The sequence below is a fragment of the Streptomyces sp. NPDC001407 genome, assembly GCF_042895325.1.
Lineage (GTDB): Bacteria > Actinomycetota > Actinomycetes > Streptomycetales > Streptomycetaceae > Streptomyces.
Genome location: NZ_JBIAWF010000021.1, coordinates 132,321 through 144,191 on the forward strand (window position 1 = coordinate 132,321; position 11,871 = coordinate 144,191).

General features: G+C 70.7%; 11 protein-coding genes and 1 riboswitch. Of the genes, 3 read left to right on the forward strand and 8 right to left on the reverse strand.

The window, feature by feature from the left end:
• Positions 1-1,086, reverse strand: coding sequence for a FecCD family ABC transporter permease (locus ACFY1P_RS26205; protein ID WP_390752016.1), 1,086 nt, complete (start codon positions 1,084-1,086; stop codon positions 1-3).
• 117 nt (positions 1,087-1,203) lie between these two features.
• Positions 1,204-1,286, reverse strand: a riboswitch (cobalamin riboswitch).
• A 34-nt stretch (positions 1,287-1,320) separates the two neighbouring features.
• Positions 1,321-1,908, reverse strand: a complete 588-nt coding sequence (locus tag ACFY1P_RS26210) for an FABP family protein (RefSeq protein ID WP_361532540.1) — start codon at positions 1,906-1,908, stop codon at positions 1,321-1,323.
• A 281-nt stretch (positions 1,909-2,189) separates the two neighbouring features.
• Between ACFY1P_RS26210 and ACFY1P_RS26215 the strand changes: the two genes are divergently transcribed.
• The gene (locus ACFY1P_RS26215; protein ID WP_361532538.1) at positions 2,190-2,558 is read left to right on the forward strand and encodes a DsrE family protein; all 369 of its coding nucleotides are present in this window, start codon (positions 2,190-2,192) and stop codon (positions 2,556-2,558) included.
• Positions 2,559-3,384: 826 nt separating this feature from the next.
• On the opposite strand, the gene ACFY1P_RS26220 is transcribed toward ACFY1P_RS26215, so the two are convergent.
• From ACFY1P_RS26220 to ACFY1P_RS26245, 6 genes are all read right to left on the reverse strand, one after another.
• On the reverse strand, positions 3,385-3,642 hold the full coding sequence (locus ACFY1P_RS26220; protein WP_361535750.1) for a DUF3099 domain-containing protein: 258 nt from the start codon (positions 3,640-3,642) through the stop codon (positions 3,385-3,387).
• Positions 3,643-3,741: 99 nt separating this feature from the next.
• Positions 3,742-4,032, reverse strand: coding sequence for a DUF1416 domain-containing protein (locus ACFY1P_RS26225; protein WP_361535747.1), 291 nt, complete (start codon positions 4,030-4,032; stop codon positions 3,742-3,744).
• Between the two features lie 28 nt (positions 4,033-4,060).
• A complete protein-coding gene (locus ACFY1P_RS26230; RefSeq protein WP_361535744.1) occupies positions 4,061-4,897 on the reverse strand; it encodes a sulfurtransferase in 837 nt (278 codons plus the stop codon).
• 675 nt (positions 4,898-5,572) lie between these two features.
• Positions 5,573-6,280, reverse strand: coding sequence for a DUF2993 domain-containing protein (locus ACFY1P_RS26235; protein ID WP_361534501.1), 708 nt, complete (start codon positions 6,278-6,280; stop codon positions 5,573-5,575).
• A gap of 102 nt (positions 6,281-6,382) precedes the next feature.
• A complete protein-coding gene (locus ACFY1P_RS26240) occupies positions 6,383-7,594 on the reverse strand; it encodes a hypothetical protein (RefSeq protein ID WP_390752017.1) in 1,212 nt (403 codons plus the stop codon).
• Positions 7,595-7,604: 10 nt separating this feature from the next.
• Positions 7,605-7,880, reverse strand: coding sequence for a MoaD/ThiS family protein (locus tag ACFY1P_RS26245; RefSeq protein WP_361534510.1), 276 nt, complete (start codon positions 7,878-7,880; stop codon positions 7,605-7,607).
• 146 nt (positions 7,881-8,026) lie between these two features.
• Between ACFY1P_RS26245 and ACFY1P_RS26250 the strand changes: the two genes are divergently transcribed.
• Both ACFY1P_RS26250 and ACFY1P_RS26255 read left to right on the forward strand, forming a co-directional pair.
• A complete protein-coding gene (locus ACFY1P_RS26250; protein ID WP_361534507.1) occupies positions 8,027-9,760 on the forward strand; it encodes an ABC transporter ATP-binding protein in 1,734 nt (577 codons plus the stop codon).
• A gap of 110 nt (positions 9,761-9,870) precedes the next feature.
• Positions 9,871-11,766, forward strand: coding sequence for an ABC transporter ATP-binding protein (locus ACFY1P_RS26255; RefSeq protein ID WP_390752021.1), 1,896 nt, complete (start codon positions 9,871-9,873; stop codon positions 11,764-11,766).
• Positions 11,767-11,871 lie beyond the last annotated feature (105 nt).

Sequence of the window (11,871 nt, forward strand, 5' to 3'; positions counted from 1 at the left end):
TCAGGCACCTCCGAAGGTGTAGCCGCGGCGGCGCATGAGCAGCACGAAGCAGGGCACGCCGATGATCGCGGTGATGACGCCGACCGGCAGCTCGACCGGCGCCAGCAGCAGCCGGGAGACGATGTCGACCCACACCAGCAGCACCGCGCCCAGCAGCGGGGCCACGGCCAGCACCCGGCGGTGGTCGGCGCCGACGAGCATGCGCGTGATGTGCGGGACCATCAGGCCGACGAAGCCGATCGCGCCGCTGACGGCGACCACGGCACCGGTGACGGCGGCCGCGACGACGAACAGCTTCCGGCGCAGCCGGTCCGGGTCGACGCCGAGCGCCGCGGCCGTCTCGTCGCCCATGGCCAGGGCGTTGAGGCCGCGCGCCGTCCACAGCAGATACCCGAGCCCGGCCAGCACGACCGCGGCGGCGATCGGCACGGACGCCCAGGTGGCACCCGCCAGGCTGCCGAGCAGCCACATCATGGCCGAGCGGGCGGCCTCGCCGCGGTCGGCGCTGAAGACCATCAGGGTGGTCACGGCCGAGAAGCCGTAGTACATCGCGGAGCCGGTCAGCACCAGCCGCAGCGGCGTCAGGCCCTGCGGGGTGCGCGCGGCGAGATAGACGAGCAGCATCGCGGCGAGCGCCGAGGCGAAGGCGGCGCTGGAGAGCGCCCAGACGCCCAGGGAGCCCAGTGCCCCGAAGAGCAGCACGGCGTTGGCGCCGACGGCCGCGCCCGAGGAGATGCCGAGGACGAAGGGGTCGGCGAGCGCGTTGCGGACCATGGCCTGCACGGCCACGCCCACGGAGGAGAGCCCCGCCCCGACGACGGCGGCCAGCAGGGCGCGCGGGAAGCGCAGCTCCCACACGATGGTGTAGGCGGAGACCTCGTCCTGTGTGATGGTCCCGCCGGTCAGCCCGGCCCGCAGGAAGCGGAACGTCTCACCCCAGCTCACCCCGGCCGCGCCGAGGCCGACCGCGCACACGAGGGAGACGAGCAGGGCCGCGCCCAGCCCGGCCAGCAGGGGCGGCAGCGGCAGCCGCCGGGGTGGCGCCGGTGCGCCGGTGGTCACGGTGGCCTGGAGGGAGGTCGCCACGGGGTACGCCTTCGGCTCGGGCCGCTTCCGTACGTACCAAGGAGCGGCCCGGTACGGCGGTGCGCCCGGGTGTCCCCTCGCAGTCCACGGCGAGTTGTCAGGAGCTGACGCCGCCGCGGGTGATCGGGCTCGCGGAAGGCCCCGGGGGGACCTTCCGCCTACCGTTGCGGGTCAGCGCCGGACTTCGACCGGACTTCCCCCGCGGGGCGCTTCTTCGAGTCGTACGGGTCGTGCTCAGCCGGTGTAGGGCGTGCCGTCCTGGTTGAAGAAGGCGACGCCGTCCGGCATGTCGTCGGGCAGGCTCGCGGCCCACTCCTTGAGGTCGGCGACCTTCTTCAGGTGCGCCGACATGTAGGGGCGCAGCGGCACCTCGGGGGTGGCCTTCTCGCCGACCCACATCAGGTCGCCCTTGACGTAGCCGTAGAGACGCTTGCCGCCCGTGTACGGACCGGCGGCCGCGGTGCGGGCGACGGCGTCCGTCGCCAGGTCGATCTGCGGCTTCTGGTCGGCCAGCTCGCCGTACCAGACCTCGGCGACGCCCTGGTCGCGGATCATGACGATCTCGACCTTGCGGTCCTTGTCGATCCGCCAGTAACCGCTCTCGGTCTCCAGCGGGCGGACCATCTTGCCCTCGCCGTCGAGCACCCAGCTGTGCGACGTGTACTCCAGGAAGTCACGGCCGTCGTGCGTGAAGGTGACTTCCTGCCCGAAGTTGCACTTCTCGGAGCCGGGGAAGTCGGCGACGCCGGCACCCTCCCACTTGCCGAGGAGGAAGACGAGGGGCACGAGGTCCGGGTGGAGGTCGGACGGAATCTCGATCATGGGCTCAGACGATCTGTAGGAGACGGTGAGGGAGAACGGTCAGCTGCCTCGGTTCAGCGCTGGCCCTGGTAGAGCTTCTTCCAGGTCAGCCCGGCGAAGGCGAGCACGCCGACGGCGACCAGCACGAGCAGGGTGGTGAAGACTGCCTCAAGCACGAGCGTGCTCCTCGGTCGGAGAGAGGGGGTACGGACCGCCCCCGAGTCTAGTCGGACGCGTCGGGAGCGGCTCTGTGAGGTCGGCGTCCCCGGCCGGGACCCCGCCTGCCGCCCTACAGTGATCGCATGGCGAAGAAGAAGCTTGTCCTCAAGGTCACGGCGGGCGCGGACGCGCCCGAGCGCTGCTCCCAGGCGTTCACGGTGGCGGCCGTCGCCGTGGCCAGCGGCGTCGAGGTCTCCCTGTGGCTCACCGGCGAGGCGTCCTGGTTCGCGCTGCCGGGGCGGGCGGCGGAGTTCTCCCTCCCGCACGCGGCGCCGCTGCCGGAGTTGATCGAGGGGATCCGGGTGGGTGGGGGTCTGATCACGGTCTGCACGCAGTGCGCTGCGCGTCGCGATATCGAGGAGCGGGATTTGATCGAGGGGGCGCGGATTGCTGGGGCTCAGGTGTTTGTGGCGGAGGCGCTCGGGGATGACGTGCAGGCGTTGGTGTACTGACGTGTTGTGACGGGGGTGGGTTGCGCCTGCGGCTTGGACGCCCTTGCGGGCGTGGCCTCAATCGCCGGCCGGGCTGGGTGTGTGGTGGGTGTCGGGGGTGGGGCCTCCGGGCTGAGGACCTGGAACGCGGTGCGTTTTCCGCTGGGTGCGGGGGCGGTTTTTGGGTGCGGGTCCGTTGCGCCTGCGGCGAGCGGCCTCAAACGCCGGCCGGGCTGGGTGTGTGGTGGGTGTCGGGGGTGGGGCCTCCGGGCTGGGAACCTGGAACGCGGTGCGGGAACCGTAAGACGTATTGGGTGCCCTGAAGTCGCACCGCGTTCCAGAACCCCACCCTCCGACCCCACCCCCTCCCGCCGGAGAGCGAGATCAGGTTTTGGGGTGCGCCGTGTCCTTCTTTTCGCCCGTCCGGGGCGCTCATTCCAGCCCGGGTGCGCCGTCTTGTCTTTTCGCCGGGCGCGCCATGCTTTTGTTTTTCAGCCCGTTGGGGGCACCTCTGGGGGCACCCCCGGACGGAGTCTGGGGGAGGTAGCTGGGGGAGTCTGAGGACGCGCCCGCAGGGCGCTCCCGCCGCAGGCGGCGAACCGGCCCGCAGCTCGGGGTCTGGGGCAGCGCCCCCCACGCGGCGGAGCCGCAAATGAGACGCAGCCGGGAAGGGGCGGGATAGGGGAAAAAGGCCCGCCGCAGGCGTCCACCTACCCGCAGCCAGGGGGCTGGGGCAGCGCCCCCCACGCGGCGGAGCCGCACATCAGATGCAGCCGGGAAGGGGCGGGGCTGGGGAACAAGCCCGCCGCAGGCGCGACAGACCCGCGGTCAAAGACACAAGCTCCGCCTAATGCCGCCGCTTACCGTCCAGCTCGTCCCACCACTCGTCCGACTTGGGATCGCCCGACGGATCGTCCCACCAGCGATCATCCGGCCCGTGCCGGTTCGCGACGATCGCCGCGACCGGGGGGATGACCATCGCGAAGAGGCACATGCCGACGGCCGCCGGCACGGACCACAGCCGCACGACGCCCCACGCCAGGACGAACATGCCGATGCAGGTGCCCATCATGGCGAAGTACCAGTGGCGCCGCCGCGCGTACATACACCCACCGTACGACCGTGGAGCGGGCGGCGCGAAGGGCCGCACCCCCCTTCATGGCGTCCAACCCCGGGGTGCGGCCCTCCGGCCGTACGTGTGCCGTCAGACGGCGATGGCGACCTCCGTGAGATCGCCCTTCTCGGCGATGACGACCTTGCGGTCGGCGGTCGCTCCGGACACCAGGGCGCGCAGCGTCCAGGTGCCCTCGGCGGCGTAGAAACGGAACTGTCCGGTCGCGGACGTCGGGACCTCGGCGGTGAACTCGCCGGTGCTGTCCAGGAGTCGGACGTAGCCGGTGACGGGCTCGCCGTCGCGGGTCACGGAGCCCTGGATGGTGGTCTCACCGGGCTTGACGGCCGTCGCGTCGGGGCCGCCGGCCTTTGCTCCACACATAAGCGTTCCTTGAGGGGGAGGGGAAGGGTCAGTTGGCGCCGAGCTCGATCGGCACGCCGACGAGGGAGCCGTACTCGGTCCAGGAGCCGTCGTAGTTGCGCACGTTCGGCTGGCCCAGCAGCTCGTGCAGTACGAACCACGTGTGCGCGGAGCGCTCGCCGATGCGGCAGTAGGCGATGGTGTCCTTGGCCAGGTCCACGCCGGCGGCCTCGTAGATCGCCTTGAGCTCGTCGTCCGACTTGAACGTGCCGTCGTCGTTGGCCGACTTCGACCACGGGATGTTGCGCGCGGTCGGGATGTGGCCGGGGCGCTGCGACTGCTCCTGCGGGAGGTGCGCGGGGGCGAGCAGCTTGCCGCTGAACTCGTCGGGGGAGCGGACGTCGACGAGGTTGAGCGTGCCGATGGCCGCCACCGCGTCGTCGCGGAACGCGCGGATCGAGGTGTCCTGGGGCTGCGCGCGGTAGTCCGTACGCGCCCGCCGCGGCACCTCGGCCACGAGGTCGCGGGAGTCGAGCTCCCACTTCTTGCGGCCGCCGTCGAGGAGCTTCACGTCCTGGTGGCCGTAGAGCTTGAAGTACCAATAGGCGTACGCCGCGAACCAGTTGTTGTTGCCGCCGTAGAGGACGACGGTGTCGTCGTTCGCGATGCCCTTCTCCGACAGCAGCTTCTCGAAGCCGGCCTGGTCGACGAAGTCGCGGCGCACGGGGTCCTGGAGGTCGGTCTTCCAGTCGATCCGGACCGCGTTCTTGATGTGGTTCTTGTCGTAGGCCGAGGTGTCCTCGTCGACCTCGACGATGACGGTCTTCGGGTCGTCGATCCGGGCCTGTACCCAGTCGGCGTCCACCAGGACGTCACTGCGGCTCATGCTGTTCTCCTCCGGGGCAGTTGCAAGTGTGCGCGGTGAGCTTCCGGCGAAGGGGAGCGTCGCGGTGCCGCGCAGCGGTTGGTGCGGTGGCCTCGACGGGCCGAGGGGGAACGAGCGCGGGGCGGGCGGCGGGTGTAAGTGTGCCGGGTGCGCGCCCCCGTCAGACATGGCGACAGAGCATGGCGGCGACGCGGCACAGGTCGACTGCCCGCCGCTTCGTGAGGTCCGCCTGTCGCTTCATGGGTCGATCGTAGGGAGGGGTGGGCGGGCGTGTCACCGGTGTGTTGAATGGTGAGACGGAATCTTCCGGGATGCGGGATGAGTGGGGTTGGTCAGCCGTCCGGAGGGAGGGCGAGGGCGGTCGGGGGTGCAGGGAGTCCTGGCGTGCGGACGCGTGTGTCTCGCAGGCTGGATTTTTTCCCCTACCCCGCCCCTTCCCGAAACCGGGGAGACCCCGGACCCCAGCGCCCTTGGGGGTCCCCCCCGGACGAAGTCTGGGGGAGCGTCCTCAAACGCCGGACGGGCTGAAATCAGCCCGTCCGGCGTTTGAGGACAACGCGCGAAGCGTGTTGCGGGGTCTGGGGCGAAGCCCCCCCACGCGGCGGAGCCGCACATCAGACGCAGCCGGGAAGGGGCGGGGCTGGGGAACAAAGCCCGCCGCAGGCGCCCCAGCCCTCACCCCGCCAGATTCACATGCGCCCCCGTCAACCTCACATCCACCCCATCCCCCGTCGCCACAACAGAATCCAGCTTCAGCCCCCGCGGCAACCCACTGATCTTCCGATCAAAATCGATCTTCTGCCGGATCAGCTGCTCCAGACCAGGAAACCCCTCCGCGGGAATCGACTCCGCCCGCACACTGATCGTGTCCCCACCGGAGATCGAGACCGTCGACTCGACGCTGCGCTCCATGCTCTGGCCCATGACGGAGACCTTGCCGGTCACCTTCACCCGGCTCTTGCCCGCCGCGTTCGTGCCGCCGTAGCCGACCGTCACGGCGGGGTCGTTCACGGCCTTGGTGAGGTCCGCGTAGGAGATGTGGGCGGTGCCCGTCGCGCGGTCGGCGACGGCGGAGGTGAAGCTGCTGTTGATCTTCACGTCCTGGAGCTTGGCGTCGAAGCCGGTGACGCGGACCGTCTTGTCGCCCGACCCGGCGGTCACGCCGTCGAGCTTCACGTCGACCTCGTCGAGGGAGGAGCTCGCGATCTGGGTCAGGAAGGGGAAGCCCTTGATGGACACGTCGGGGGTGCCCGAGAGGTTCTGCGAGTTGCGTATCTTCTCCGCCGCCTGGTTCTCGGCGAAGTACACCGCCACGCGGTCGGCGCCCACGAAGAGGGCCCCCAGCACGATGGCGATGATCAGGGTTATTCGTAGCGCGCGCATCGGTTTCTCTCGCTCCCCCGGGTCACGGTCAGGCCCCCTGCCTGTGCAGGGAGCCTAACCGGACGGTGCGGAAAACCGGCGAATCCGCTGATCAGTGGACGATCAGCCGAGGGCCCGGCCGAGCACGTAGACCGCCGGGGCGGCCGCGGCCAGCGGGAGCGCGACGCCCGCCGTCATGTGCACGAAGCGGGAGGGGTAGTCGTAGCTCGCCGCGCGCAGGCCGGCCAGCGCGCAGACGCCCGCCGCCAGGGCGAGCAGCGCCGCCGACGCCCCGAAGCCGGTCAGCTGACCGGTGGCTACGCCCGAGCCCGCGGCCGCGATCAGGGCGACGACGGGGGAGGCGACCGACGGCAGCGGCAGCGCGCGCGCCAGCGCCGTCACCGCGACCGCGACCGCGCCGATCACGACGGCGTCGGAGGTCGTCGCGGCCAGGTGCCCGGCCGCGACCACCGTGAGGGCGGCCGAGGCGCCGGCGACCATCAGGCCGTACAGCCGCTCGTCGGGCGAGGCCTGGCTGCGCAGCTGGAGCACCAGTGTCAGCAGCACCCACACGCCGAGCGTGCCCATGAGCACGGTCGGCGCCTGGTCGGCGTCGGTGGCCAGCAGCCCGATGTCGGCGGCCAGTCCGCCGAGGAAGGCGAGCGCGATGCCCTGCCGGGCCGGCCACATGCCGTTGAGCCGGAACCAGCCCGCCGCTGTCACCGCCTGGAGCAGTGCCACCGGCACGGCCAGCGCGACCTGCCCGAGCGGCGCGGCCGCCGCCAGCAGGACCGCGAGGACGGTGGTCAGCACCGCGGGCTGGAAGCCCGGCGCGAGGATCTGCGGACGGCCCTCCGCCTTCGCCTTCTCGGCGGCGGTCATCGGCCGCTCCGGCGCGGCGGGCACCGCGGGCGCGGCCGGTTCCTCCGCGGCCGTCGGCAGGGGCGAGCCCTGCGGCACGTGCCCGCCGTGGCTCGCGTACGAGCCGTCCGGCGCGGGCTCACCGGGCCAGGACGCCCCGTAGGCCTGGTCCGCGACGGGCGGGACCGGCTGCTGCCACGTCTGCGTGTCCCAGGTCGGCGTCTGCCAGGTCTGCGTCACCGGCTCCTGCTGCGCGAAGCCCTGTTGCCCGCCCTGCGTCGTGGGCCACGCCGCGGGGCTCTGCGGCTGCTGGGGCTGCGGCTGCGCGTACGGGTCGTACGGCTGATAGGCGTCGTAGCCGGGCTGCGCCGGAGGCTGTACGCCCTGCTGGTCGTAGGGACCGTACGGCTCACGTGGCTCGTACGGTTCGTAGGGCTCTCGCTGCCCGTATCCGTTGTGCGGCTGATTGCTCATCGTGCCGGGGTCACCCTCCTGCGAAGGGCGGGAGCACCTCGACGGTGCCGCCCTCGGCCAGTTGGACCGTCGTGTGGTCGCGCGTGCCGACCGGGTCGCCGTCCACGAGGAACGAGCAGCGCCGCAGCACCCGGGCGAATTCGGGGCTCTCGGCGTGCCGGCGGCGCGCCGCGTCGAGCGCGTCCGCGAGCGTACGCGCCGCGTACGGCTCCTCGGCCGTGCCCGCGGCGGCCTTCGCCGCGGCCCAGTAGCGGATCGTGCCCGCCGGCCCCGGCTGCCTCGGCAGCTCCACCGGCCGCGCCGGTTGTGTCGTCGCCACGGCGACCCCTTTCCATCATGTGCGGCTCCCATGATGACGGGTGTATGCGGAGTCACGGCGCCCACGTGTAAAACGAGGGGCCGTGTGGCGGGCCCCTCACATACTCTGCCTGTGTGTTGGTACGACTTACGCGGGCGTATCTGAGGCCCTACTCCAAACCCATCGCGCTGATCGTGCTCCTGCAGCTCGTCCAGACGCTCGCCACGCTCTACCTGCCCACCCTCAACGCGGACATCATCGACGGCGGCGTCGTCAAGGGTGACACGGGATACATCCTCCGCTACGGCGGCTGGATGCTCGGTGTGACCCTCGTGCAAGTCGTGTGCGCCGTGGGCGCCGTGTACTTCGGCGCGCGGACGTCCATGGCGCTGGGGCGCGACCTGCGCGCCGCCGTCTTCGACCGGGTGCAGTCCTTCTCCTCCCGCGAGGTGGGCCAGTTCGGCGCGCCCTCGCTGATCACCCGGACCACCAATGACGTCCAGCAGGTCCAGATGCTGGTCCTGATGGCGTTCACGCTGATGGTCTCCGCCCCGATCATGTGCGTCGGCGGCATCGTGATGGCGCTCAACCAGGACGTGCCGCTGTCCGCGCTGCTCCTGGTGATCGTGCCGGTCCTCGGCATCATCGTGTCGCTGATCATCTGGCGGATGCGGCCGATCTTCCGGGGCGTCCAGGAGCGCATCGACACGGTCAACCGCGTGCTGCGCGAGCAGATCACCGGCATCCGCGTCATCCGCGCCTTCGTCCGCGACAACCACGAGCGGCGGCGCTTCGGGGGTGCCAACACCGAGCTGATGGACGTCTCGCTCAAGGCCGGCCGGCTGATGTCGCTGATGTTCCCGTCGGTGATGCTGGTCGTGAACCTCTCCTCGATCGCCGTCCTGTGGTTCGGCGGCCACCGCATCGACGGCGGCCACATGGAGATCGGCGCGCTGACGGCCTTCCTCAGCTATCTCATGCAGATCCTGATGTCGGTCATGATGGCCACCTTCATGTTCATGATGGTGCCGCGCGCCGAGGTCTGCGCCGAGCGCGTGCAGGAGATCCTCTCCACCGACTCCAGCGTCGTGCCCCCGGCCGCACCGGTCACCCGGCTGCGCCGCTCGGGCCACCTGGAGCTCAGCGGCGTGGAGTTCCGCTACCCCGGCGCCGAGGAGCCCGTGCTCAAGGACGTCTCGCTGGTCGCCCGCCCCGGCGAGATCACCGCCGTGATCGGCTCCACCGGCAGCGGCAAGTCCACGCTGCTGGGCCTGGTGCCCCGGCTCTTCGACGCCACGGCGGGCACGGTTCTGGTCAACGGCGAGGACGTCCGCGAGATCGACCCCGTGTTGATCTCCGAGACCGTCGGATTCGTCCCCCAGAAGCCCTATCTCTTCTCCGGGACCATCGCCTCCAACCTCCGCTACGGCAAGCCCGACGCGAGCGACGAGGAGCTGTGGCAGGCGCTGGAGACCGCGCAGGCCCGCGACTTCGTCGAGAGCATGGAACTCGGCCTGGAGGCGTCCATCGCCCAGGGCGGCTCCAATGTCTCCGGCGGCCAGCGCCAGCGCCTGGCCATCGCCCGCGCCCTGGTCCGCCGCCCGGAGATCTATCTCTTCGACGACTCCTTCTCCGCGCTCGACTACGCCACCGACGCGCGGCTGCGCGCCGCGCTGGCCCGCGAGACCGGGGACGCCACCGTCGTCATCGTCGCCCAGCGGGTGTCCACCATCCGCGACGCCGACCGCATCGTCGTCCTCGACGAGGGCCGGGTCGTCGGCACCGGCACCCACACCGAACTGATGGCGTCGAACGAGACCTACCGGGAGATCGTGCTCTCCCAGCTCACCGAGGAGGAGGCGGCGTGACGTCCCCGGAGAAGCCGGCACAGCCGGGCGGGAAGGGCGGGCAGCCCGGCGAACCGTCCGGCGGGACGGCGCGCAGAGGCCCCGCCCCGGCGGCCGGCATCGGCCGCTTCATGGGCGGCCAGCCCACCGAGAAGTCCATGGACTTCGCCGGCTCCAGCAAGCGGCTGCTGGCCGTGCTCCGCCCCGAGCGGGCCCTGATCACCGTGGCCATGCTGCTCACCCTCGGCAGCGTGACGCTGTCCGTGCTCGGCCCCAAGATCCTCGGCCGGGCCACCGACCTGATCTTCGCCGGCGTCGTCGGCCGGGGCTTCCCCGAGCACGTGACCAAGGCCCAGGCCATCGACGCCATGCGGAGCAAGGGCGACGGCAAGGTCGCCGACCTGCTCTCCTCCGTCGACTTCACCCCCGGCAAGGGCATCGACTTCGACGCCGTCGGCAACGTCCTGCTCTGGGTGCTGCTGATCTACGTCGCCGCGTCCGTCTTCGCGCTCATCCAGGCCCGCATCGCCACCGTCGTCGTCCAGCGCTCCGTCTTCCGGCTGCGCCAGCAGGTCGAGGACAAGCTGGGCCGGCTGCCGCTGAGCTACTTCGACAAGCAGCAGCGCGGCGAGGTCCTCTCGCGGGCCACCAACGACATCGACAACATCCAGCAGACCTTCCAGCAGACCCTGAGCCAGATCGTCACCTCCGTGCTCACCATCGTGGGCGTGCTGGCCATGATGTTCTGGATCTCCTGGCTGCTGGCCCTGATCGCGCTGGTCACCGTCCCGGTCTCCGTGATGGTGGCGACCCGCATCGGCAAGCGCGCGCAGCCGCAGTTCGTCGCGCAGTGGAAGACCACGGGCAAGCTCAACGCCCACATCGAGGAGATGTACACCGGCCACTCCCTGGTCAAGGTCTTCGGCCGGCAGAAGGAGTCCGCCGAGATCTTCCGCAAGGAGAACGAGGACCTCTACGCGGCCGGCTTCAAGGCGCAGTTCATCTCCGGGATCATCCAGCCCGCGATGATGTTCATCGGCAACATCAACTACGTGCTCGTCGCCGTCGTCGGCGGGCTGCGCGTCGCCTCCGGCTCGCTGTCCATCGGTGACGTCCAGGCGTTCATCCAGTATTCGCGGCAGTTCAGCCAGCCGCTCACCCAGGTCGCCTCCATGGCCAACCTCGTGCAGTCCGGCGTCGCCTCCGCCGAGCGCGTCTTCGAACTGCTCGACGCCGAGGAGCAGTCCGCCGACGCGGCCACCACCGCGGAGCCGCGCCCGGTGCGCGGCGAGGTCGCCTTCGAGGAGGTCTCCTTCCGCTACGAGCCCGACAAGCCCCTCATCGACGGCCTCTCGCTGGCCGTGAGCCCCGGCCAGACGGTCGCCATCGTCGGCCCCACCGGCGCGGGCAAGACCACACTGGTCAATCTGCTCATGCGGTTCTACGAGGTGAGCGGAGGCCGCATCACCCTCGACGGCGCCGACATCGCCGAGATGCCGCGCGAGGAACTGCGCTCCCACATCGGCATGGTCCTCCAGGACACCTGGCTCTTCGGCGGCACCATCGCCGAGAACATCGCCTACGGTGCGGAGGGGGCCTCCATGGACAAGATCGTCGAGGCCGCGAAGGCGACCCACGTCGACCGCTTCGTCCGCACCCTCCCCGACGGCTACGACACCGTCATAGACGAGGAGGGCTCCAACGTCAGCGTCGGCGAGAAGCAGCTGATCACTATTGCCCGTGCGTTCCTGGCCGAACCGGAGATTCTTGTCCTGGACGAGGCGACGAGCTCTGTCGACACCCGGACGGAGGTTCTTATCCAGCATGCGATGGCTCAGCTGCGGACGGGGCGTACGAGTTTTGTCATCGCGCATCGTCTCTCCACGATTCGCGATGCGGATGTGATCTTGGTGATGGAGTCGGGGCACATTGTGGAGCAGGGCACGCATGAGGCGTTGCTGGAGGCGGAGGGGGCGTACGCGCGGCTGTATGCGGCGCAGTTCGCGGAGGCGGTGGCTGGGGGCTGATCCTCTCTTCCGGGTGCGGGTTGTGTGCGCCTGCGGCGGGCGGCCTCAATCGCCGGCCGGGCTTGGGTGTGTGGTGGGTGCCGGGGGTGGGGCCTCCGGGCTGAG

Excerpts from the sequence above, each read along its gene's own strand:
- ACFY1P_RS26210 (WP_361532540.1), bottom strand. The coding sequence starts at position 1,908 with ATGATCGAGATTCCGTCCGACCTCCACCCGGACCTCGTGCCCCTCGTC.
- ACFY1P_RS26215 (WP_361532538.1), top strand. The coding sequence starts at position 2,190 with ATGGCGAAGAAGAAGCTTGTCCTCAAGGTCACGGCGGGCGCGGACGCG.
- ACFY1P_RS26220 (WP_361535750.1), bottom strand. The coding sequence starts at position 3,642 with ATGTACGCGCGGCGGCGCCACTGGTACTTCGCCATGATGGGCACCTGC.
- ACFY1P_RS26225 (WP_361535747.1), bottom strand. The coding sequence starts at position 4,032 with ATGTGTGGAGCAAAGGCCGGCGGCCCCGACGCGACGGCCGTCAAGCCC.
- ACFY1P_RS26230 (WP_361535744.1), bottom strand. The coding sequence starts at position 4,897 with ATGAGCCGCAGTGACGTCCTGGTGGACGCCGACTGGGTACAGGCCCGG.
- ACFY1P_RS26235 (WP_361534501.1), bottom strand. The coding sequence starts at position 6,280 with ATGCGCGCGCTACGAATAACCCTGATCATCGCCATCGTGCTGGGGGCC.
- ACFY1P_RS26240 (WP_390752017.1), bottom strand. The coding sequence starts at position 7,594 with ATGAGCAATCAGCCGCACAACGGATACGGGCAGCGAGAGCCCTACGAA.
- ACFY1P_RS26255 (WP_390752021.1), top strand. The coding sequence starts at position 9,871 with ATGGGCGGCCAGCCCACCGAGAAGTCCATGGACTTCGCCGGCTCCAGC.